Genomic DNA, 23,243 nt, shown 5'->3' on the forward strand with positions numbered 1-23,243 from the left:
ATGAAAATATCTAATAAAAGTAAATTGACACTTAGAACTGAAGTTCCCTCTCACCTAAAATGGAAATTAGAAGACCTATTTGAAGGTCCAACTGAATGGCAACAAGAGTTGGATTCAGTTCAAAGAGATGTTTCATTAGTTACAAAATTTAAAGGCTCTCTTCATGAAGATTCATCAAAATTATTAAATTGCTTATTATCGCGTGAAGAATTGCAAAAAAGGATTGTTCTTGTTTCAACATACGCAAGTCTAAGATATGCAGAAGATGCAACAAATCCAGAAAATCAAGCAGATTCTTCAAAAGTTTCATCAGTACTTTCAAGGATTAATGCTGAGCTTTCATTTATTGAATCTGAGATTTTAACTTTGCCGGAAGAAACAATTAAAAATTACATAATAATAAATGAAGAGTTAAAGGTATTTCAAGTTTATTTAGAGGAATTATTAGAAAAAAAAGCTTATACACTTTCTCCTGAAACAGAAGAAGCTTTAGCTGCACTTGGAGAAGTTCATGCTTCACCATATATGATCTATCAAAATAGTAAGGCAGCAGATATGTCTTTCAATTCTTTCTTAGATAGTAAAGGTAAAGAATTACCACTTTCCTTTGCACTTTTCGAGGACCGCTATGAATTATCTCCTGATATCACTTTACGGAGAAATGCTTACGATGCGTTTACAACTTCTTTGAAGAATTATAAAAATACATTTGCTTCTATTTATGCTACTGAAGTAAAAAAACAAGTTACTCTTTCAAAATTAAGAAATTATAAATCAGTAACTGAAATGTTATTACACTCCCAACAAGTATCAGAGGAAATGTATAACAATCAAATTGATATTATATATAATGAACTTGCTCCACATATGAGAAGATTTGCGAAATTAAAAAAACGTGTACTTGGAATAGATGAACTTCATTTTTCTGATTTGAAAGCTCCGTTAGATCCAGATTTCAATCCAAAAACTAGCTATGAAGAAGCTAGTGAAATTATTCTTGAATCGTTGGAAATTATGGGAGAAGAATATGTAGAAATAATGAAAAAAGGGTTAAATGAGCGTTGGGTAGACCTTGCCGAGAATGTTGGAAAATCAACAGGTGCATTTTGTGCTAGTCCATATGGTTCACATCCCTATATATTAATAACCTGGACAGACACAATGAGAGGTGCTTTTATACTTGCACATGAACTAGGACACGCTGGTCATTTCTATTTAGCTAATAGCCATCAGCGAATTTTCAATACTCGCCCATCAACATATTTTATTGAAGCTCCTTCCACAATGAATGAATTACTACTTGGAGAACATATATTAGCAAAAACAACTGACCCACAAATGAAACGTTGGGTATTATTGCAGCTATTAGGAACTTATTATCATAATTTTGTTACTCACTTACTTGAAGGTGAATTTCAACGGAGGGTATACAAACTTGCTGAAGAAGGCAAACCACTAACAGCAGCTTCCTTTTCTGCGCAAAAACATGAAGTACTATCAACATTCTGGGGTGATTCTGTACTTATTGATGAAGGTGCTTCCCTTACTTGGATGCGTCAACCTCATTATTATATGGGATTATACCCATATACATATTCAGCTGGACTAACTGCATCTACTGCTGTTTCAGAATTGATTAAAGAAGATGGTCAGCCTGTGATTGATCGTTGGATAGAAGTATTAAAGGCTGGAGGTACTAAGAAGCCTTTAGACTTAATGAAGTATGCAGGAGTTGATATGTCAGAGCCTGATGCAATTAGAAAAGCTGTTTCATATGTCGGCAGTTTAATAGACGAACTAGAAAGAAGCTTTAATTAAAATCATAATAAAACCGACACTCAAAGAAGTTAAGTGTCGGTTTTTTCTACATAAACATGCCAGATTTACTTATGTTTTCAATTGCTTTATTTAGTATCTCTTCAGGTTTAACAAGGGCAATCCGAACATACCCTTCCCCTTGCGCTCCAAATGCATTTCCAGGCGTGACAACGACCCCTGTTTTTTCTATTAATTCAAAGGTAAAACTTATGGAACTATATGTACTTGGCACTTTAGCCCACACGAACATTGACGCATCAGGAATTTCGACCTCCCAGCCAATTTTTTGAAGACCTTCTACTAAAGTGTCTCTTCGACCTCTATAAATAGATCTAAGCTCATTACTAAAATTACTATTGTCTAATAATGCTTTCATTCCTGCTTGTTGTATGGGCAGGAATACACCATAGTCTAAATTAGACTTTAGTGTGTTCAAGCCAGATAACACTCTACTATTACCTACTGCAAATCCTACTCTACAACCAGCCATATTATAGCTTTTTGATAGTGAGTTAAATTCCACCCCAACATCCTTCGCACCATCTATTGACATAAAACTAATTGGTTTATGCTCCGTATAGTAAAGTTCAGAATAAGCAAAATCATGTAAAACTACGATATTATGTTTCTTTGCAAACTGTATTACTTCCTCAAAGAAATCCTGAGTAGCTAATGCTGGAATAGGATTTCCCGGATAATTTAGAATCATCATCTTTGCTTTTCTAGCAATGTCTTCAGGTATTTCAAAAAGGTCAGGTAAATAATTGTTCTCTTTTTTTAATGGCATTGGATAGGCGACTGCATCAGCCATCGCAATCCCTGCCTCATAGGCGGTGTAACCGGGGTCAGGTACTAGGATAATATCTCCAGGATTAGTTAAGACCATTGGAAGGTGAACCAGCCCATCTTGCGAACCCATCAACACTAGTATTTCTTCATTAGGTTCAATATCTACAGAGTGGTTTTCCTTATAATAAGTACTAATAGCCTCCTTAAATGGTGTAATTCCCGTTATTGAATATTCATAATTAGTAGGTATTTTAATAGCTACCTCCAACTCCTTGCGAATAAACAGAGGCGGTGGTAAGTCTGGACTCCCTATACTTAAATCAATTAGGTCAATGCCTTTCCTTCTCATTTGTTCTTTCATGTGAGCTAATTCATTAAAAACGCCTAAACGAAAGCGATCCATCTTCTCCGAAAAATGTATTTCCAATTTATAGACACCTCATTGTTAATAGACTACTTAGTTATTTTATCATTTAAATACCTGTAATTAATAACGAGAAACATCTTTTTTTAAAAAAATCCAAACTATAGACAAGTTCTTTAGATGCTAAAGCATATAGTAGATAGACAAGAAAAATAGGACAGGAGGTTGAGTATGAAATTAATTTTTGTACGAAAAAAATGGGCTTATTTTGGAATAGTGTTGTTTGCTCTAATTGTAGCTGGTGGGCTCTTTCTTAATCTAGAAACCATTCAGACCGTTTCTCAGGCTGAGAAAAGTAAATATAATATTCACATGGTGACTGGTGAATTTAAATCCAAAACAGAAGATGGTAAGAAAATAGAATCATATCGTTGGGATCCAGGTTCTATTACCGTTCCCCAAGGAGAAGAAGTTACAATTAATATCTATGGTGTTAACGGTCATGAGCACCCATTCTATATAGAGGGTACTGATATTAAGGGTGTTGTAAAGAAAGGTGAAGAAACAATTATTACAGTTAAATTTGAAGAAGAAGGTGTGTATCGATTGATATGCGAGGCTCACCAAGATCCACAATCAAATGGGCCGATGATTGCATATATCGTTGTAGATTGATTTTTAAGTAAATCAAATAAGAGACATGATCCAAATCGGATATGTCTCTTATTTGCTCAGAAAAGAGTGATTATTTAGCTGTGGCATGATTTTGAATGGCCTGTAAACTCTTGGTAGTAGCAGACATTTCAGAATGACAGATCGGACACGTAGGTTCCTCAGCACTGCTCTTAAAGTTATCGCGAACCCAACAGTTACAGTCATCTGAACTACATTCCCAAACTTTGATATCTTCTTTGATAATTTCGACTTCAGGTTTTCTTCCAAATGCCATAAAATGATCACTCCTAAATGAAAAAATCACAAATCATAAAGAGTGTGGTACGATTAACTCTTTATAATCAGTGAATGATTCCAGAATTTGTTGTTATCTATATTTATGTTACTATAACAACACCTAAAAAGTCAAATTCACTCTCTAGATTTTATCATTTTAACGGGATTAATATAAATGAACTGTTCGATAAAAATAATTTGGAACATTAATTTTATTAGCATATTTAGTATGAAAAATATGTGTTGCCGCTGGAGACATTGGCGGTATCAACCAAGCCCAATCCCCTGTCAGCTTTCTTTCTGCTTCCTTTTCCTTCTGTTCAAAATGTGAAAACTGTTGTGCGGCTGTATGATGGTCAACTATACTTATTCCAGCTTGTTTATAAGAATGTAATACGGCTACATTTAATTCAAGTAATGCTTTGTCTTTCCATAATGATGCATTCGTTTTCATATCAATTCCCATATGTTCCGCAATGGTAGGTAGTAAGTTATACCTACTTGAATCTGCGAGGTTTCTTGATCCAATCTCTGTACCCATATACCAGCCATTAAATGGAGCTGCACTATAACGTATTCCACCAATTTCAAGTTCCATATCAGAAATAAATGGAACTGCATACCAACTAACACCAAGGTCCTTAAACCAATCATATTCAGGATGTGTAATCAAAACTTCACTTACTAAATGTTCAGGAAGTTCAAATAATCTAGGAGCCCTTCCGTTTACATTGAGAATAATTGGAAGGATATCAAAATTTGTTCTCTTACCCATCCAACCGAGTTCTTCGCACTTTTTTGTAAAAGCTATACTTGAAGGGTCCCCTACAATGCCAAACTCCGTGTCATAGCCTGCATACCTAATTAATTGATGATTCCAAATATAAGTACTTTCTTCCTGTGTGCCTTGTTGTCGAAATATCGTTATTGTTGGGCGTATCTTTCCTTCATTAGTCGCAAAGTCTATATGCTCACAAATCGCAAGAAAAGCATCATCCTCATTGTCTATATTCCTTTTATCAAAGACAGTAAGTGAATTCCAAAATAATCGACCTATACAGCGATTGCTATTTCTCCATGCCATTCGTGCCCCATGCTCAAGTTCTTCAAAGGTATGTACATACGTACCAGTTTCACTAATTTCTATATCTATTTGTTTTAGTCTTTCTTTCATCTCAGCATAAGATTTTTGCATTTCATCAAAGTATATCATAATAAAGGCCTCTGCCTTTGCGAATAACTCATTATTTGATAACAATTTTACTACCTCCTAAACTACCTATAGCTATCTAATCATACCAAAATACTGTGAAGAGTAAAAATGGATACAATTTTCAACGATTAACTTTATATTAGTTTGGCAACAATACAAAGTGATACTATAAAAGTGAGGTGCTCATAAATGAGTCTTGAGTGGTTTGGCCGCATGGAGAACGCTGTTAGAATTAGCTTACCAGATTTATGTGAGGGATTTGATGAGGTAGAAATACTATTTGATACAGATCCTACCGAACAACATCCTTCATTTAATTTTTCTGTTCAAACAGATGAAGAGATTGATGAGTTTTGTTACATATTTTTCGACCCAATCAATCAAGAGTTTTATTCATACCATTATGATGATGAAGCAGAGTTACATGCTAAAGTACTTTTTGGCAACTTGGATCAAATGTTAAGCTTCATTCACGCTTCATTCCATGATTATCTTGATGAGATTGATGAACTAAGTGGTGAATTTATTGACGAGTTTGATGATGAACTATCTGATGATTTGTACGAAGATGAGATCATAGATGATAGTGACGAAGCATTTTTTCCAGAAGATGAAGATCACATTGAATGGATTACAAACGATAAATATATTCATATTGAAGATAACAGTCCAGACGTAAGTGCTAATTATTCAATTTACTATAAACTCGGTATTGATCAAGAAACAGGTGATGGAGTGATCTACCGGAATACAATTGCAAAAGAAAATGATGAAGAAACAGAAGAGCAAGTATTATTGTACTTTAAAGAAGAAGAGGCTTCATATATCAGTGAATTAGTCTCAGAATATTTAAATACCAAAGTAAATTAATGTGAAAAAGAGTAGCCCAAACCTTGGACTACTCTTTTTTATCACTCAAAATAATTTTTATAATACCCACCGATTTTTCCGGTGTTGTCGATAATGAAGTAAAATTCGTCTGTTTCATTTTTCAACTCGTAGATTTTTCCTGCAGTTAATGCCCTGTCCACCATATATTTTTCTGCATTCGTATGTATACATTTTACATGTTTAATTGTTTTGCTTTCGGTCCATGTTTGATGAATCATTAATAACACCTCTTTTTCTTGAATATGTATTATTTTAGCTCAATTAAACAAAATAGTTAAGTGTTTTTTGAGCCTATCGTTTTATTTCGAATACTTTGTAGTATATACTTTATTTTACAAGACAAAACTTCTTAAGGAAGTTAGAGGAGGATTTTATTTTGAGTAAAACAAATCAAGATAAACTAAGTCAAGAACTTGTAGATTTGCTACAAGGTGAAAAGATTGTTTCTTTAGTAACGATGGATGCCGAAACAAATAAACCACATTTAAGTATTGTTTCATGGCTTGTGGCACACCCTGGTGGTGAAGTAATCAAGTTTGCTCTTGGTCATAAAGGAACAAGCGTTTCAAACATTCAACAGAATCCTGAAATCACACTTGGTGTAACTGGGGCAGGAAGCTGTTTTTCTATTAAGGGTCAAGCAACTGTTTCAGATATCATTGAAAAGACAATGAAATATCGTGTAGTGACTGTTCAAGTTGAATCTGTTGAAGATATTATTTTCTATGGTGGAAAAGTTACTGTAGAACCTGACTACGTAAAAACATACAATGAAGATCTTGCAAAGAAATTAGATGCTGAAGTTTATGAAATGCTTAACGAAAAATAAGGGGAATATTTCCCCTTATTTTATTTTGACTCTTTTGTTTCAGGATGAACAATTGCGGCTGTGTCTATAGTGACTAAAGTAGGTGAATTCTCGTTTACTGCTTCAACCAGAATATGCTTCAATTGTTGATTATCTGATATTCTATATGCTTTTAAACCACATGCCTGAGCTATTTTAACAAAATCTGGATTTGTTAAATCTACTCCCTCTTGTGCGTATCCTCCAACAATCATCTTATCTCTTTCCATTTGTAATGCGTGATTATTAAATACAATAACTGTTATGTTTAATTCATATCTTGTTGCCGTTAGTAAATCAGCTAATACCATTTCAATTCCACCATCACCTACAATTGCTAGAACTTGTTTTTCAGGATAACATAACTTAGCTGCAAGCGCACCAGGTAAACCATAGCCCATCGTTCTCCATTTTCCAGAAAAGAGAAATTGCTGATTTGTAGGCTTGAAATTACGATTCATCCAAACGGTTACATCTCCAGTGTCGATCGACAAAATCGCGTCCTTTTCAATCACTTCCTCTATTGATTTAACAATCCTTGAAGGGTGAATCGGCACATCTTGATTATTTCGTTCTTCATCGTTCTCCTTCTCCCATTTATTTTTTATATCAACTACTTGAGAGATCCACTTTGAGTCCTCTTGCTCACTTGGGATACTCTTAAGTAAATGAGTAAGGATTTCTGATGCTCCACCAACGACACCATATTTTGTAGGTATTTCTTTACCAATATTTACTTCAGCTTGATCTATTTGAATGACTGTCACATCTTTAGGAACGTAACCTTCAGGCCACCATGTGTCCCCCACTACTAAAACCACATCTGCACTCTTAAACAAATCCTCTGCATAGGGATTACCACCTTGACCAATTCCACCCATTAGTAATTGTATAGAATCATCAAAATATCCTTTTGCACCTAGACTAACTAATATTCCTGCTCCCCATTTAGTTGAAAGCTGATCAACTAAATCAACCGAGTTTTTCGCACCAATACCAGCTAAAATAATCGGAGATTTTGCCTCTTTCATTTCTTTTATTACATCGACGAGCTGATCCTCCTGTATTGTTGACATCCCTCTTACAAAAGTAGGTTGTTCTCTTACTTTTGCATTTGAAATGCTAGTGAATAGATCTTTTGGTACCGATAAGTGTGAAACAGATCCATTTGATAATGATGTATGCATCGCTTTTATAAGTAAATCGGTGATAGCATCTGGATGACTTACTAATGAGGTGAAGCTTGCAAAAGGTTTGACTAGCTCTTGTTGATCTATATATTGTTTATAATCTGTTCCAATTTTATTGGTGGGTGCTTGTCCTGTGATTGCAAGTACTGGTGCTTTATCCATATGTGCATCACCGAGGCCATTTAATAAATTAGCAACCCCTGGCCCCATGGTTGAGGTGCAGACACCTATTTTACCTGTCAGTTTCGCTTCTGCAGAAGCCATCATTCCCGCAACAGATTCGTGTTTAACTGCGATAAATTGGATAGCCTTCTGTTGATTTAACTCATCCATTAACCCTAAGATCGCATCTCCAACAACACCATATATTCGTTTAACCCCCCATGCTTCTAATTGTTGCAGAATAAGCTTTGCTACTGTATTCTCTGATTTTGACACTTCTCTTCTTCCTCCCTCACACAAGTTATAATTCTTGTCATTTAAAACAGAGTTATTATTCCCAATCAATAGCAAAAAAAATAGACAAACCCGAAAAAGAGTTTTGTCTTTTATAAACCTATATTCTTTTAACGGATATGGCTTTTGAGATTTTTTTAATTTTACAATCTTCTACTTCTTTTGAATCTATTAACCCTAAAGTTATAGCAGCTTCAATTTTTTGAATATCAGGCTTTTTTTGAATTTGTATACAATCTTTTAAATTTCTTTCTTCTAACCTTGTTACTGTTTTTTCATCATCGTAGTTTTCAGACAACCGAATTTGTCTTTGTAATTTATAATCACCTAATGTAAATTCAGCTTTTTGATTAGTTCCACTTGTTTCATCGAAATAAAGATGAAATACTTTTTTTAGTTCTTTCATCTCCTTCTCAATTTCTCTTTCTAACTCACTTAAATGAAAATATCTGGCGACCATTTTTTCGGAAATGGTAAGAGTATCCTGAAAAGTTCTTTTTTCTAACACCATATTATCTCCCTCCAAACATAAGCATAATTCATCATATGATGGATCGGAATTATTCATACTACGAATTAATTGATAAGTTCATTAATAACCTCAATATAATGAAATAAAGACCTAGTGACTATACTTTCACTATAGTCACTAGGTCTTTTTGATCATATACTTTTTAACAGTAATTTTTTAAGTAATGGGAAGAGTATCTCAGGTAACTCATCAATATCTTGTACAAGAATACTATATTTACCGTAAATATTTTGTATTGTCTTCTTTTGTCCTTCATCTATTTCACCATTTGCTAAGAAGACATTTAAGACTTCAACCCCCTGTTTTCTTGCCTCTATTACAGCTTCATGGGTATCAACAATGCCGTTTTGTTCATAACCAAAAGCTGCAGGTTCTCCATCTGAGAATACGAGCAAGAATTTCTGCTTCTCTGTTCTTCGTTTAACTAGTTCTTCCGTCATCATTCTTATTGAATAGCCATCTCTATTGTCTTCCTCAGGGACTAGTTGCATAATTTCTGGACCACTTTGGGGTAATAAAGATTGCTCAAAACCAATGGTATTGTAGAAATAGTTTGGTTGTTTGGTTTCAGTAGCATCATTGGTATCTTCCCAAAAACCTGAGATTTTGTGAGGAACTCTAACTGATTTTAGTGCTTCATGAAATAGTGTAATACCAAGCTTTGTTTGATCCATCTTATCAAACATAGATGCAGAACAATCGACTAACAGACTAAATACAGCATCAATCTCTGGTGATGTCTCATCTTTTTTATAAAACATACGTGGATTATCTTCGATAAACAGCGGAATCAGACGTTTACTTAACCGACCGTATTGTAGATTCGTTCTAGGTAAGATTTTCTTATGTTCTAGTGTTTTAAGTATAATCTGTTTAAGCTTCTTTTGATATGGTGAGATTTTCGCTCTATTTGCTAGATACGTTTCATAATCTATACTACTTGGGACTTTTGACTGCAGGAAAACAGGAACAGCAAACTTATTTTCTTTACCGTATCTACTATCAGTATTTCCTTCAGGTGCTTCAGTTTGAGCTTCCATTGCTTCTATCTTTGAGAAATCATTATGCTTACTTTTCTTTGAAGACCCCTGCACCATTCCTAAAGCCTGGTCTCCTGCATCACCTTCTCTTGCACTCTCACCTACTATATTTGTTTGTGAACCTTGCTCCAAATCGAATTGTAGGAAGCTTTTAGTAGGTTTACTTGTTTCTTGATGCCAAGTGGGTAACTCATCTTGATGAACATCTTCATCACCTTTAGCCACCTCATCCAAACGATCATCATTTCTTAGTTTCTTTTTTCGTTTAAGATCGTTCATATCTATCAAATCGAGATCATCATAAGCTAATTCTGGTAAATGAAAGTAAATATTCAGCATATCTTTCTCTAATATTTCATCAAGTACTTCTATAATCGTCTTACATATTTTCACAACATCTGTCGTTGACTTTGTTTCATAAGCCTTACTTATCTCATTACGGAGGAATGGGTTTAGTAAATTGAGTTCATCATTAATGATAGGCATATCCTCTAGAGGTGACGTCGAAGTCAATAGAAGATAAATTGAGTTGAATAAAGCATCAGTATGAACACTTTTTATATTTACGTTCAGTTGGTCAGTAAAATATTTCCGATAAACGTTATTTCTCGTAGAAAAAATGGCTTTTGTACCAGGCCTTTCTTTCTTACATAGTTCTTCAAGTCTTAAATCTTCGATAATCATAAACATTTGTTTGGCGAAACTAGGAATCGATGTCTTTTTTGTAAAAGTAAGAAACGATGAAATTTCTCGAAAATCAGTATGATTTTTACTACCGATACTTCTTAAATACACATCACTTTTAAGTCCATGAACCTTCTCGGCATATTGTCGGTTATCCCAAAAGTGGCTTAGAATTATTTTTAAATCTAGTGGATCATAATAAGATTTATATCCAAATTCCACTTCTACTAGTTCTTCTTTTGATAAGGTTTTCGCTAGGTCTGATAACTGCATAAATAAAAAGGAATCGACCTTTTTATCATTAAATTGAATAAATCTCATTTACCTAACACCTACCTCTAGTCAAATAACGTTTCTGCTACATTTTCAATTGCGGCCTTTTCTCTATCATCTTCGAGCTTTTCTACAATCCCTCTCTTAATTGCTCTAACCGGTGGCATGTATGCTGCTAAGTCACAAGTATCAATTAGGGCGCGAATAGATGCCGCCTCTTCTGAAATATGACCATTTTTAACTAACATGATTAAGTCACTTGATAACCTAACAAATTGATCAATAAGGTCCTCATCATCAAGTATGGATTGATTTAGTAAAACATTTTTCAATGTTTCTCCTTGAATATATGGGACATCTATTACAATAAATCTATTTTTTAATGCTTCATTTAGCGGAACCGTTCCTACATACCCTTCATTAATTGCAGCAACAACACCAAATTCGCTTGATGCTTTTACAACTTCACCAGTAAAAGGGTTTGTGATCATTTTACGATAATCTAAAACTCCATTTAAAATCGGTAGTGTTTCAGGTTTTGCCATGTTAATTTCATCAATATATAATAAATAACCTTTATTCATCGCGTGAATTACAGGTCCTGGAACAAACTCGATCGAAGTCTTCCCAGCCTGATCATTAATTGTCTTAAAGCCTAAAAGTGCTTCTGCGTCTAAGTCAACTGAACAATTGATACTGTACATTGGTTGTGAGAAAATGCTGGAAAGTGTCTCAGCTAATTTAGTCTTGCCTGAACCGGTAGGACCTTTCAACAACACATTTTTCCCTAGCGATAAAGCAATTATTGCATCAGCAAAGATTGTTGTTGTTGAGGCTGTATAACCACCTGAACCAATTAAATATTCATCATCCCCGTTTTCAAACTTTGCTTTGCGGTCTTCTATCATTTCTTTAATTTTCGTTGGTAATTGTAAGCTATCTATATTTAAATTCATCTATAGTAAGTCCTTTCAGGATAAATCTGCCCTTTTTTTTTTGTCACTCTAATATTCTACAAGAGAAGTAACCTTCAAGCAAAATTTTTACTCAAGCACCTATTTTTTTAATTTAAAAGATAAAATAAATGAGGCTGTCCTTTGTGCATGTACAATACCTTGTCTCACTGGTAATTGCTGATGCTCTTAGGACAGTCTCATTGTTTATCAACTATTATGCCTGTAAAATCAATTTGTTAACGACAGACTCTCTATTTGAGTTAATGTCAGATCTAATCTCCTGCTCTTTCTTGTCTAGCATCTCAGCTAAAAAGCGGACCAAATCATTATCAAAAGCTAACCCGGTTGAATAGTGTCTTTTAATATACTTTTCAGCTTCTTCATATGAATCAAATTTTTGATCTGAAAATTGTTTATTATGGTACACTTTCCAACTTTCAACTTTTTCATCAAAGAATACAAAGGATTGATCATCTGTTTTATTTGTATAGAACGAACCATTTTTTAATTCGCGAATATTTAATTCATTTTTAGGAGCATCAATCTTAATAGATGATAAAGGAAACACATCTTTAACAAAGACATCAAAATTCCCTTCATCCAATGAACAACCTGATGCTTTCGGATGACCTCCACCACCATATTTTTGGGCGAACTTAGAGACATCAACATCATCATAAATAGTCCTGAATCCGATCTTCTTTGTCCCCACGTTTACCATAGCAATAAGGTCTATGTGTGGATTCAGCTTTGCAAGTGCATTTCCTAGTTCTGATAAATACTGTTCAGCATGAATTATTCCAACACAATACTCATCAACAAAGATTTGAGTCATTTGTCTATTCTTAGAAAAAATATAACGTTCGATTTTTTTATCTTCTAAATCTAAGATGAGTTCCTCTTTTTCTGATAAAGAAAACCCTTCAGCATTCTTTACACGCTCTAACATTTCTTTTTCGAAATGTTCTATACCAAGAATGAAGAACAAATCATTTAACCTCTTTGCATCCTTATTTTCGTTTACTTCCCATTCCCATGTATCATATTGCCTTACAAGTTCTACAAACTCATCAAGCGCCTTTGTTGAAGTAATCATTTCTTTTTCGACTAAGAATTCATAATACAACGAAGTTGCTGATGTTTTCTTACCAGAATCATATTCTGGTTTAACAAATCCCCAATCATATTCATTAAAATGCATGGCTGTTACATGGTGATCAATCATTTGCACATGGGATTGATTCTTATATCGTTTTTCTAACTTTTTTTCAACATCTTTATTTACGGCCAGATCTGTTATGTATACTTTTGCATTTTTATTCTCTTGATTTCCAATAAATCTTGATACACGCTCATTTAAATTACGATAAGAACAGTAAGCTACATTAACTTTTTCACCAAATGCCAGCTTAGCTAATAGTCCGCAGCCTAAACCGTCTAAATCACTATCAGTAAATAACATAATCATATTTAAACTCGCTCCCTTCACTTATATTCTTTATTTGTTGTGAATTTTTAATACTAAAAAGCATGCAAAAAAAGAAAAGGACATTGCGTCCTTTTTATCATTTAGCACTAACAAGTCCGTCCTTTTCATTTTCCTCAGTTTCTTCTACAAAAGGCGTCCTTATATATCTTACCCCAAAGATCACTACAATTAAAAGCGATAGCCCTCCAAAGACGAGTACCATTTTCTGAAGACCAATTGTATCTAAAAATAAGCCAGTACCTAATAATACAATTTGAAAAAGAACACGGTCTAGCATGTTACGAAATGAAAAAAATCTTCCGTGGTATTCTTTGGGAATTCTAGTCTGAAAGATGGTTGCTGCAATAGGAAAGAAACATCCCAATCCTACTCCCAAAAGACCAAATGAAATGAGTGACATCATTTTTGAATCACCAAAGAATAATAATAGTTCTGCAATTGCAATAACAAAGGCAAATACCAACATTAATTTCACTTCGTTCCTACCTTCAGAAATTCGCTTAACTAAAAAAGTACCAGCCATAAAACAAATACCTTCTGCTGCATATAATAACCCTTTAATAGTAGGATCACCTTGTAACTCACTTATATTAATAACCATTAAGTTAATTCCACCTATAAATAATAATGGTACACAAGTTAAAATAAGAGCCATCATAGCAATTGGAATATTTCTAATAATGGGAATGATGTCAGTAAACCCGGATTTTTTGTTACGATTTTTTTGTTTCCCTTTATCTTCTTTATCATCTTCTGTAATCGTTAGAAGATAAGTTGATAAAAATAACAATCCATATGCTACCATTGATAGTAAATAAAGTGTGTTTAAACTCATTACTACTAACATCGCTCCTGCAATGGCAGTTCCTAAGACACGAGCAATTGTTGACACGTTCATGTGGATTCCATTCATTTGTAATAAGTCATTGTCCTTTACTACTAAAGGTATGACAGATTGCAATGCTGGAAAATAAAACGCAGCTGACAATTGTAAAGCTATCATAAATAAAACCATCCAAAAAATTTCCCCATAATAAATAGCAAAAAACATAAAACTAACACTTAGCATTCGTCCAAGTCCAGCATATAATAATACTTTCTTTTTACTTACCGAATCTATTAACCTACCAGCAAGTGGTCCAACCATTACTCCCGCTAATAAGCCTGCGAATAGAATTAGAGATTTATGAAAGTCAGAAGGAACATATTTTTGCATGAATTCTAAATTCCCAATAATTCCAACCCATAATCCTAGGCCAGCTACGAACTCGCCCAACAAAATAATCCATACATTCCTGTTTTTCCACATAGTGTGTGTTGTCTCCGTTCTTTAATTGTCAATTTGCAGTTTAATCATATCAACATTTAAAACTTTTCGCCACTCGAAATAGCTAGGTAACCTAGTAATATGATATAATTTTTAAGTTATACAAAATTAAGTATATGAGGTCTACATGATGAATCAAACTTTTTCTTTAAATCAAAAAGGATTATTATTCTTTAAAATCTTAGTTCCAATCTTAATAACTCAGCTTGGATTATTTGCTATGAATTTCTTCGATGTTATGATGTCTGGTCGGGCTAGTGCGAATGACCTTGCAGGTGTAGCTATCGGATCAAGTCTATGGGTTCCAGTGTTTACAGGATTAAGTGGAATATTATTAGCAATTACACCTATAGTAGCCCATTTAATCGGAGGCAAGAAGACGAAAGACGTCCCTCATTCAGTTGTCCAAGGGATTTATTTAGCTATCATCATTTCAATTGTTGTCGTAGGCGTCGGAGCTCTGTTCTTAAACCCTATTTTGGATTATATGAAACTAGCTCCTGAGGTTGAATATATTGCAAAGCACTATCTAATTGGATTATCCCTTGGTATTATTCCTTTGTTTGTTTATACTGTCCTTCGCGCTTTTATGGATGCACTCGCTCAAACCAGAATCACGATGATCATTACATTGATAGCATTACCAATCAATGCTTTGTTTAATTATTTACTCATTTTCGGTAAATTTGGATTCCCGAACTTAGGCGGGGTGGGAGCGGGTTACGCAACTGCTATTACTTACTGGTGTATAACTGCATTTGCAGTTTTAATCATACATAAGTTAACTCCTTTTAAAACGTATGGTATATTCAGTACTTTACACCGTTTCTCGCTTGCAAGATGGAAAGAAATCTTGAAAATTGGGGTTCCTATCGGTTTTTCCATTTTCTTTGAAACGAGTATTTTTGCTGCAGTAACCTTACTGATGAGCTCGTTTGATACTGTCACAATTGCATCGCATCAGGCAGCCCTTAATTTTGCATCTTTTTTATATATGATACCGTTGAGTGTATCTATGGCTTTAACAATTGTAGTCGGTTATGAAGTTGGTTCAAAACGGTATTATGATGCAAAAGTATACAGCTTTATGGGAATTATTGTTGCTGTTATAATCTCAGTCATTAGTTCAGGATTTATCTATTTGTATAAGGTGCAAGTGGCGAGTCTATATACTACTGATTTGGATGTATTGATTTTAACACAACACTTTTTAATATATGCCATATTTTTCCAACTATCTGATGCAATCCAAGCTCCTATCCAAGGTGCTTTACGTGGTTATAAAGATGTTAATGCCACCTTGTATATGTCCTTTATATCCTACTGGATAATTGGATTACCGGCTGGATATGTGCTAGCGACTTTCTCATCATTAGGTGCTTTCGGATATTGGATTGGACTAATTGCTGGACTTGCAGCTGGCGCCATCTGCTTGTCGATTAGGCTCGTTATTTTACAAAAACGGTACACAGAAAATAATGCTCTACCAAGTGAAAAAAGAAGAGGATAATCCCTCTTCTTTTTTAAGTCGTATTAACAGTAATCATTATTAATCAATGCTATCTCATCTTTATGTGTAAAATCATTTGTTGAGGGTGTTTCTAGCACCATTGGTATACTTTTCACTACCGCAGAATTGATGAATGTTTTCATCTGATGATAGGTAATATGTCCTTTATGAATGTTTGCATGTCTGTCCTTCATTGCACCAGTAGGATACATTGAGTTATTTAAATGTACTACTTTTAGATGCTCAAAATAATGAAGTGTGGCTCCTTTTTCTTCAAGCTCAAGCCAATTTTCTCCGTTCCACACACCACTTGCAAATCCGTGACATGTATCAAAACAAAAGCCTATTTTTTCAGGGTAATCAACTAACTTTCTGATTTGAACAAGTTCTTCTAGTGTAGTTCCCTCTGGACCACTTTTACCAGCATTATTTTCGATCAAAAGTAAGCAATTCCCATTCCATTTACTACAAACTTGGTTGAGTGTTTCAATCATTCGCAAATACCCTTCAAGAGGATCTTTCGTGGTTTTTAAGACCCCAAAATGGACAACTACACCAAATGAGTTACAAGCTTCCGCAATTTCTAAATCATTTAGTAATGACAAAACTACATGCTCTCTCTCTTCACCCACAACAGACAAATTGGTCGGATATGGGGTATGGGCAACACTATCGATGTTATGTTTCTTACAAAACTCAGCACAAGCACTTGTGTCTGACTTATCATAGGCCTTTACAGACAAACTTCTTGGATTTTTCGGAAAATACTGATAAATACCCGCCCCTATACTCTTCGCAGTGACTGCAGCTTGATAGTAACCATTTCGTATGCTTAAATGTGCACCTATTCTCATCATCTCACCAACTTCTAAGCTTATGTAATCTTATCTATGTTGAATAGTTCTTTTATTCATCCATCTTCGATAATTTAAAAATACAATGAATAGAAATAAACTGTAAATTAATAGCGCTAAGATAATCATCTTATAAGAAAGCAATACTTGATTTCCAATATAAGCATACAGAATCATAGATGGAATTTTACCAATCATTGTTGCTAATACATAAATACCTATATGGATTCTACTTATTCCTGAATATATTGTAATAACTGGGGGTGGTAAGATAGGTATAAGACGAGCAAAAAGAAGAGTAATAAATGCGTTCTCCTTAATTAAGATGTGTAAATTCACAAGCTTTGGGTATTTTGCTAGATATATTTCAATTGATGATTTCACCGAGTACTTGGCAATCAAATAAATCATTAGAGCACCTGATACCGAACCTACCCAATTAACTAATGAACCTAATACTAGACCGTATTTTGCCCCCATAAGTCCGGCAAACAACGTAAAAGGTATTATCGGAAAGATAGAAAGAAGGATAGAAATGAAAAACATCCACGCTAATTGTTCATAAGTACTATGATTAATCCAATCAAGAAATTCATTATAATACTGTTTGAGTAATAAAAATAATCCGAAATACAGAATAACAATGAATATCCACTTTTTCATCTCTCTACCTCATGTATATATAATTAGTTATTAGTATCCCAAAATTATTAATATTTATTTATTTTAGGGTCAATAAAAAAGAGCGATATATTGAATCGCTCTTTTGGCTCAAATACAGGATTTAATTAATTGAAATACGAAAATAAGTGAAATGTACGCCAAATTAACATTAAAGAGATACCACTTATAAAAGAAACGCTAAAGATTTTTATATGTTTTTTATGAGCTTCCTTTAGCATCGAATAGGCAACTGAAAAACCAACGATTAAAATTAGTATAACTGAGATTTCCATATATAAGTTCATCTTCATAAAAATACCCCCTCGGTATTAGAATCCTATCCTGAGATATTTTAATGAGCCAAATGTTACAATAATAGATTATATAAGAAAACCAACTACAAGTTCAAGTAAATATTTAACCATTTTGTGTCTTTTCTAAGAGATTAATATAAATCTGAATGAGAGCGGATTTATCTTTGTCTTCTATTATTGATTCATTTATTCTTTTTATTGCAAGGTAAAACTTTTCTAGAGGTTGTTTACGAACCCTTGGATGGGTTAATTCATCCCTTAAATCTCGTTCAATCGTTAGGAATAGAATCGCTTGACTATCATTACCAACAAGTGCCCTATTATTCCATAATTTCTTATATTCAAAAAGCAGACGATCATAATTCCTACCCAAAGCACTTCCTCCAAACTAACATTAAGGGATACAGTTGTATCCCTTAACGCTGTTTAAGTAATTCCTCTTCTCTCTTTAGTGCTTCTTCAGTTTCCTCGCTTGTAGGAAGTGGTCCTTGATCTTTACTAAGGAACCAACCACCGATAGCAATAGAAACTAAAACAATCCAGAAAGTAATTTTCCATGCTGGGAGCTTTGGAAATCCTTCATACAAAATACCTAATGAAGGATGTGCTAGTGTATACACCGCTAACTTAACTCCTACCCAACCAACAATTAAAAATGCTGCCGTTTCTAATCCTGGCTTTCTGTGTAGCAATTTCACAAAATAGGTCGCTGCAAAACGCATAATTATTAAACCGATTATTCCTCCTGTCAGTATGACCAAAAAGTGTCCACCGTTCATCCCACCTATGTTTGGAATAGGCGCATATGGTAAAGTTACTGCCAGTGCTACAGCAGCTAAGATAGAATCGACTGCAAACGCAATGTCTGCTAATTCAACTTTTAAGACTGTCATCCAAAATCCTGATTGTTTTTTATTCGTACCTATAGCTTCATCATGATGTGAATCTTTCTTTAAAACAAACTTTTTTATGATATGATTTAATGAGATGAAAATAAGATAAACTGCTCCGATGGCTTGTACTTGCCATACATCAACTAAAAATGAAATGACAAATAATGAACCAAATCTAAAGACAAAAGCGCCTGCTAGTCCATAAAATAATGCTTTTTTTCTTTGGTCGTCAGGTAAGTGCTTAACCATAATCGCCATAACTAAAGCATTGTCAGCTGCTAGCATTCCTTCAAGTGCAATAAGGACTAAAAGAACCCATCCATATTCCAGCAACATTCCAACATCCACAAGAAAACCTCCTTATCATGCTTTTCTTATCTTTTACAATTTATAAAATAAAATAACCTTTATCATACAAGATAAAGGTAGTAAAAATTTACTTATAGATATAATATCCTTCCTCCATCAACCACTTTAAAGCTTCATCATTTATATCATGAATCTTATCATTTAAACTTTTAATCAAACCTTCAGTTTGAGACTTGTGCGCAGCAATTGCTGCGATTTTTGTACTAAAAACCTCAGAAACGTCAAATACGATGTCTGGTTCTCCTAAGTCCTTAACTGTATCTTTTGAAAAAGCTTTACAATAGATTGGAGGTCTGCGATCTTTTGGTAGACGATGAACAGCGTTTATTGTTGCTTCCCCACATGCATCATGATCAGGATGTACAGCATAACCTGGATAGAAGGTAATAACTAGTGAAGGGTTTATTTCATTTATAATTTCTTCAATTCGATTTGACAAGTTCTCAAGGTCTTCAAATTCCAACGTTTTATCACGAAGGCCTAATAACCTTAAGTCCTTAATACCTAATACATCACATGCGTCTTGTAGTTCTTTACGTCTGATTGCGGGAAGAGTTTCTCTGTTAGCAAAAAAAGGTTTTCCCATGTTCCTACCCATTTCACCTAATGTAGCACATGCATATGTAATAGGTATTCCCTCTTGTGTCTTTAAGGCAAGTAAACCCGCTGTACCAAATGCTTCATCATCTGGATGAGGAAATACAACTAGTATATGTTCTTTCATTTTCATTCTCCCTTTCAGAATGGATTTTTACTCAATTGTAAAGCGACTGCAAGGCGACCCTCTGAATCATGTCCTGCCAATAGAAGTCTTCCATCTTCATCAACATGGTAGTCGGTAAGACCCTCTGCATAAACCCACCCTAATTCAGTCTTAAGACCCACTCTATATGGTCCTATACCTGTTATTTTCCCTAAAGAAAATTTAATAATCGTGTTCCTTATATATGCTCCAACGTTCATTTTTGTTTCATCATTATGTGCAGCATATGCACCATTTGTTGTTTCTAAATGAAGGTATAGTTCTTCATTTATTCGTTCGTCAAGACAGGTTTGTACATCATTAATCATAATAGTTTTCAATAGTCTTGCCTCCATTTACATTGTTCTTTAACCAATTCTATAGTTTTTAGCGAAAAACTGCTACGAAAAGAACTTGAAAGTCAAAAAATTTTTCTAGTATTGTATATTCTGTCCAGTTAAGGTAAAAGTAAAGGTAATTATTAGTAATGGAGGTAGAAATATGGAACTTAAACAAAATATGGAGTTTGAACTAACCAAAAAGTTCATCCCAAACTTTTGTAATGCAAAAACATTAAAAGTGATTGATTTTAATGATTCAACTGTAAGAATTGAAATGGAGGATGCAAGAAGTCGAGGTGTTTTCCCGAGATTACAGTTTTTATCATTAATTCGCACTGGTGCATTAATCATACCAACAGTCATAATTGAACAAGAAGATACCGCCTGAAACTAAAATTTTTATTATTAAAAAGAGATGACAATCTGCAAATTACTGATTTTAGATGAAATCAGTAAAATTAAGAAAGTCATCCCTTTTTTACTTGTTTGTTATGCTTTTATGTATAAAGCGCTTAACATGATGGGCTTAAGAATAACAAATTGTCTTATTCCCCAAGACCCTCAGATTTTAAAACACCCTCTAATGCTACAAGTGCATCATCTGAATCATTGCCTTCAGCAGTGATCACAATATTAGATCCTTTAGGGACACCCAAAGACATAACACCCATAATTGATTTTAAATTCACAGTTCTACCATTAAATGTTAAAGAAATATCTGATTGAAATTGCCCAGCCTTATTAACTAACATAGTAGCCGGTCTAGCGTGTAAGCCAGAATCACTAATTATCTTAAATGTTTTTTCAGCCATATTGATTCCTCTTTTCTTTTTTTATATTCTACTTAATATTACGAAATAAACAACTTATTAAGCAAGTATATTCTTTATTTTTATTTTTGGCAATTAGAACAATAATATGTCTTTTTTGACGATATACTTTCTTTAATGATTAATACTCCGCACCTCTCACAGTTTTCACCATTCCGGTCATATACTTTGCATAAAGAATTATAGCCACCAGTGAGTTGGTCACCTGTAAATAAAGGTAATTCTATATATCCTCCAGAATCAATAGCGAAATTTAGAACATTTTTTATTGACGAAAATAATCGATTCGTTTCCTCATCACTTAATTCATTAAGCTTTCTAGTAGGTAATAATCGTGCCTCAAAACATATTTCGTCTGTATAACAATTACCAATTCCTGCTAGAAATGCCTGATTTTGCAGCGTAGTTTTTAATATCCCTCTTCTTTGTCTTGTTAAACCTGTAAATTCATTAATTGTGAATTGAGGTGATAATGGATTGGGACCTAATTTATCTAGAAGTTCATTTATTTCCTTATATGAATGTAAATGTAAATATCCAAGACGCAAACCAATAAAGCTTAAATGTTCTTCATTAAAATGAATGATTATTTGTTTTGTTCGAGCAGGACTATCATCTTCTGTCTTTCCAACATACATAAGTCCACCTAACATGAGATGCAAAAGAAAGCACTTGCCGCTGTCTAAATGGAAAATCAAATACTTTCCTCTTCGCTCAATGCTATTTATTTTTCTATTTAGTACTTCTTGTGTGAATAAGCTTGGTTCTACATTAATTGATTTTTCCCGATTAATCAAAACCTTAGTTATTTGTTTATTAATTACTCTTTCCGACAATAATTTTTTATATGTTTCCATTTCTGGGAGTTCTGGCATTAGCACACCTCCATTTATCTTTATCATAAACAAAATTTTTTTTATCATGTACTAATCTTTTTGGCTTCTCTGTGAAAATAGTCACTTACCACTATTTATTGAGGTGTTATGATTACAGTAGAAGGAGTTGAATCATATGCTTTCAGCAATCATTCATTGTAAGAACATGTCTAATATCGATGTTCACTTGCAAACATTAGAACACGTGACCATAAAGAAAAAAGATATATATTCAATAAATAATTATAAAAGCCAAGAAATATCAACTATAGAGCTGTTAAATAATGATTTGACCTTTTTATTTTCTGAAAGCTTATCATTTGAAGAATATATGCTTATCCACCAAGTTGTACATCAAATCAGTATGATTAGTGAAGGTGAAATAGATGATCAGAATAGTTTACTTGGCTTTCTAGAAAATCAATCACCAGTCTATATTTATAACAATTGGAATGAGTGGATCGTTTTTATTAACAAAGCAAAGTATCGTACTTTAGAGGGTAATAATGTCAGTATTTTAAATAAAGAAAATGAAGAAATTTCATCTGGCTTGTTGGTGGACTATAAATTTGAACTATCAGAAACGGGCCAATTTCACATTAATGAGTGTACATTAATAACCTTATTTGGTGAAAAAACATTTAAAGATGATCATCTTATTATCTTTCCAAGTGAGCGTTGGTGAGTAAATGTAAAGAGAGGATTAGGAGCTTTCCCTTTCCTCTCTTTCTTACATCAAACGACTGATTTCATCTATTAGCTGCCTGGTCCGCTTTGCGTTTCCTTCAGCAAAGTTACGAAGTCTTAGTTTTAAATCTTCATTATCATGTATACGTTCTGCTGTTATTAGATAGCTCCTCATTAACTCCGTTTCAGTTTCACAAGACATTTTTAAAAAGTTCTTCAAAGGATCATCAGACAATACATCTTCTCGTTGATCATCTCTGTCATAGTCCATTTCATGATTCATGCTACCACTCCTTTTTATTGATATCATAAGCTTGTCTTAAGTATATATACCTTTTTATATAA

The 23,243-nt window shown here is 33.8% G+C and carries 27 protein-coding genes; 7 read left to right on the forward strand and 20 right to left on the reverse strand.

The window, feature by feature from the left end; translation table 11 throughout:
- Positions 1–1,818 carry an oligoendopeptidase F gene (gene pepF, locus BLQ56_RS08755; RefSeq protein ID WP_090852413.1) on the forward strand — a complete coding sequence of 606 codons (1,818 nt, stop codon included), beginning with the start codon at positions 1–3 and terminating at the stop codon, positions 1,816–1,818.
- A 46-nt stretch (positions 1,819–1,864) separates the two neighbouring features.
- On the opposite strand, the gene BLQ56_RS08760 is transcribed toward pepF, so the two are convergent.
- Entirely contained in the window at positions 1,865–3,034 is a 1,170-nt protein-coding gene (locus tag BLQ56_RS08760) for an LL-diaminopimelate aminotransferase (RefSeq protein ID WP_274380214.1), read from the reverse strand.
- 168 nt (positions 3,035–3,202) lie between these two features.
- On the opposite strand from BLQ56_RS08760, the gene BLQ56_RS08765 reads away from it, so the two are divergent.
- Entirely contained in the window at positions 3,203–3,646 is a 444-nt protein-coding gene (locus BLQ56_RS08765; RefSeq protein ID WP_090852414.1) for a cupredoxin domain-containing protein, read from the forward strand.
- Between the two features lie 70 nt (positions 3,647–3,716).
- Here the strand turns inward: BLQ56_RS08765 and BLQ56_RS08770 are convergent, their stop codons facing one another.
- Together BLQ56_RS08770 and BLQ56_RS08775 are read right to left on the reverse strand one after the other, a co-directional pair.
- Positions 3,717–3,920, reverse strand: coding sequence for a cold-shock protein (locus BLQ56_RS08770; protein WP_090852415.1), 204 nt, complete (start codon positions 3,918–3,920; stop codon positions 3,717–3,719).
- A 168-nt stretch (positions 3,921–4,088) separates the two neighbouring features.
- Positions 4,089–5,180 carry a nitric oxide synthase oxygenase gene (locus BLQ56_RS08775; protein ID WP_274380215.1) on the reverse strand — a complete coding sequence of 364 codons (1,092 nt, stop codon included), beginning with the start codon at positions 5,178–5,180 and terminating at the stop codon, positions 4,089–4,091.
- A gap of 144 nt (positions 5,181–5,324) precedes the next feature.
- Here BLQ56_RS08775 and BLQ56_RS08780 point away from each other — a divergent pair, with 144 nt between their 5' ends.
- Entirely contained in the window at positions 5,325–6,005 is a 681-nt protein-coding gene (locus tag BLQ56_RS08780) for a hypothetical protein (RefSeq protein ID WP_090852419.1), read from the forward strand.
- Between the two features lie 41 nt (positions 6,006–6,046).
- On the opposite strand, the gene BLQ56_RS08785 is transcribed toward BLQ56_RS08780, so the two are convergent.
- Positions 6,047–6,244: a DUF6501 family protein gene (locus BLQ56_RS08785; protein ID WP_090852421.1), complete on the reverse strand. Its 198-nt coding sequence runs from the start codon at positions 6,242–6,244 to the stop codon at positions 6,047–6,049.
- A 158-nt stretch (positions 6,245–6,402) separates the two neighbouring features.
- Between BLQ56_RS08785 and BLQ56_RS08790 the strand changes: the two genes are divergently transcribed.
- Positions 6,403–6,855: a PNPOx family protein gene (locus BLQ56_RS08790; RefSeq protein WP_090852424.1), complete on the forward strand. Its 453-nt coding sequence runs from the start codon at positions 6,403–6,405 to the stop codon at positions 6,853–6,855.
- A 20-nt stretch (positions 6,856–6,875) separates the two neighbouring features.
- Here BLQ56_RS08790 and BLQ56_RS08795 read toward each other — a convergent pair whose 3' ends face one another.
- The 6 genes from BLQ56_RS08795 to BLQ56_RS08820 all read right to left on the reverse strand — a co-directional run bounded on the left by BLQ56_RS08795 (position 6,876) and on the right by BLQ56_RS08820 (position 14,802).
- Positions 6,876–8,501, reverse strand: a complete 1,626-nt coding sequence (locus tag BLQ56_RS08795; protein ID WP_090852427.1) for a thiamine pyrophosphate-binding protein — start codon at positions 8,499–8,501, stop codon at positions 6,876–6,878.
- A 118-nt stretch (positions 8,502–8,619) separates the two neighbouring features.
- Positions 8,620–9,030, reverse strand: coding sequence for a hypothetical protein (locus tag BLQ56_RS08800; RefSeq protein ID WP_090852430.1), 411 nt, complete (start codon positions 9,028–9,030; stop codon positions 8,620–8,622).
- A gap of 152 nt (positions 9,031–9,182) precedes the next feature.
- Positions 9,183–11,096: a vWA domain-containing protein gene (locus BLQ56_RS08805; RefSeq protein ID WP_090852435.1), complete on the reverse strand. Its 1,914-nt coding sequence runs from the start codon at positions 11,094–11,096 to the stop codon at positions 9,183–9,185.
- Positions 11,097–11,113: 17 nt separating this feature from the next.
- A complete protein-coding gene (locus tag BLQ56_RS08810; protein WP_238457228.1) occupies positions 11,114–11,956 on the reverse strand; it encodes an AAA family ATPase in 843 nt (280 codons plus the stop codon).
- A gap of 262 nt (positions 11,957–12,218) precedes the next feature.
- A complete protein-coding gene (locus BLQ56_RS08815) occupies positions 12,219–13,472 on the reverse strand; it encodes a DHH family phosphoesterase (RefSeq protein WP_090852441.1) in 1,254 nt (417 codons plus the stop codon).
- A gap of 97 nt (positions 13,473–13,569) precedes the next feature.
- Positions 13,570–14,802, reverse strand: coding sequence for an MFS transporter (locus tag BLQ56_RS08820; protein WP_090852444.1), 1,233 nt, complete (start codon positions 14,800–14,802; stop codon positions 13,570–13,572).
- A gap of 148 nt (positions 14,803–14,950) precedes the next feature.
- Between BLQ56_RS08820 and BLQ56_RS08825 the strand changes: the two genes are divergently transcribed.
- Positions 14,951–16,330 (forward strand): MATE family efflux transporter, encoded by a 1,380-nt coding sequence (locus BLQ56_RS08825; RefSeq protein ID WP_090852447.1) that lies wholly within the window; start codon positions 14,951–14,953, stop codon positions 16,328–16,330.
- 23 nt (positions 16,331–16,353) lie between these two features.
- On the opposite strand, the gene BLQ56_RS08830 is transcribed toward BLQ56_RS08825, so the two are convergent.
- The 7 genes from BLQ56_RS08830 to BLQ56_RS08860 all read right to left on the reverse strand — a co-directional run bounded on the left by BLQ56_RS08830 (position 16,354) and on the right by BLQ56_RS08860 (position 20,506).
- The gene (locus tag BLQ56_RS08830; RefSeq protein WP_238457222.1) at positions 16,354–17,187 is read right to left on the reverse strand and encodes a deoxyribonuclease IV; all 834 of its coding nucleotides are present in this window, start codon (positions 17,185–17,187) and stop codon (positions 16,354–16,356) included.
- A gap of 27 nt (positions 17,188–17,214) precedes the next feature.
- Positions 17,215–17,847 (reverse strand): TVP38/TMEM64 family protein, encoded by a 633-nt coding sequence (locus tag BLQ56_RS08835; RefSeq protein ID WP_090852452.1) that lies wholly within the window; start codon positions 17,845–17,847, stop codon positions 17,215–17,217.
- Positions 17,848–17,972: 125 nt separating this feature from the next.
- Complete coding sequence (locus BLQ56_RS08840) at positions 17,973–18,158, reverse strand: hypothetical protein (protein ID WP_090852455.1); 186 nt, start codon at positions 18,156–18,158, stop codon at positions 17,973–17,975.
- A 106-nt stretch (positions 18,159–18,264) separates the two neighbouring features.
- On the reverse strand, positions 18,265–18,534 hold the full coding sequence (locus tag BLQ56_RS08845; protein ID WP_090852458.1) for a hypothetical protein: 270 nt from the start codon (positions 18,532–18,534) through the stop codon (positions 18,265–18,267).
- A gap of 43 nt (positions 18,535–18,577) precedes the next feature.
- Complete coding sequence (locus BLQ56_RS08850) at positions 18,578–19,402, reverse strand: TerC family protein (protein ID WP_090852461.1); 825 nt, start codon at positions 19,400–19,402, stop codon at positions 18,578–18,580.
- An 88-nt stretch (positions 19,403–19,490) separates the two neighbouring features.
- Entirely contained in the window at positions 19,491–20,147 is a 657-nt protein-coding gene (gene bshB2 / locus BLQ56_RS08855) for a bacillithiol biosynthesis deacetylase BshB2 (protein ID WP_090852464.1), read from the reverse strand.
- A 14-nt stretch (positions 20,148–20,161) separates the two neighbouring features.
- Positions 20,162–20,506, reverse strand: a complete 345-nt coding sequence (locus BLQ56_RS08860) for a YojF family protein (RefSeq protein WP_386756479.1) — start codon at positions 20,504–20,506, stop codon at positions 20,162–20,164.
- A gap of 160 nt (positions 20,507–20,666) precedes the next feature.
- Here BLQ56_RS08860 and BLQ56_RS08865 point away from each other — a divergent pair, with 160 nt between their 5' ends.
- On the forward strand, positions 20,667–20,894 hold the full coding sequence (locus BLQ56_RS08865; RefSeq protein WP_090852467.1) for a hypothetical protein: 228 nt from the start codon (positions 20,667–20,669) through the stop codon (positions 20,892–20,894).
- Between the two features lie 157 nt (positions 20,895–21,051).
- On the opposite strand, the gene BLQ56_RS08870 is transcribed toward BLQ56_RS08865, so the two are convergent.
- On the reverse strand, positions 21,052–21,318 hold the full coding sequence (locus BLQ56_RS08870) for a phosphocarrier protein HPr (RefSeq protein WP_090852470.1): 267 nt from the start codon (positions 21,316–21,318) through the stop codon (positions 21,052–21,054).
- 80 nt (positions 21,319–21,398) lie between these two features.
- On the reverse strand, positions 21,399–22,211 hold the full coding sequence (locus BLQ56_RS08875) for an Fpg/Nei family DNA glycosylase (protein WP_090852473.1): 813 nt from the start codon (positions 22,209–22,211) through the stop codon (positions 21,399–21,401).
- Between the two features lie 136 nt (positions 22,212–22,347).
- Here BLQ56_RS08875 and BLQ56_RS08880 point away from each other — a divergent pair, with 136 nt between their 5' ends.
- Positions 22,348–22,896, forward strand: a complete 549-nt coding sequence (locus tag BLQ56_RS08880; protein ID WP_090852475.1) for a hypothetical protein — start codon at positions 22,348–22,350, stop codon at positions 22,894–22,896.
- A gap of 45 nt (positions 22,897–22,941) precedes the next feature.
- On the opposite strand, the gene BLQ56_RS08885 is transcribed toward BLQ56_RS08880, so the two are convergent.
- Positions 22,942–23,181 carry a hypothetical protein gene (locus BLQ56_RS08885; RefSeq protein ID WP_090852478.1) on the reverse strand — a complete coding sequence of 80 codons (240 nt, stop codon included), beginning with the start codon at positions 23,179–23,181 and terminating at the stop codon, positions 22,942–22,944.
- Positions 23,182–23,243: the final 62 nt, after the last annotated feature.

It is taken from the genome of Litchfieldia salsa (assembly GCF_900104555.1).
Classification (GTDB): domain Bacteria; phylum Bacillota; class Bacilli; order Bacillales; family Bacillaceae_L; genus Litchfieldia; species Litchfieldia salsa.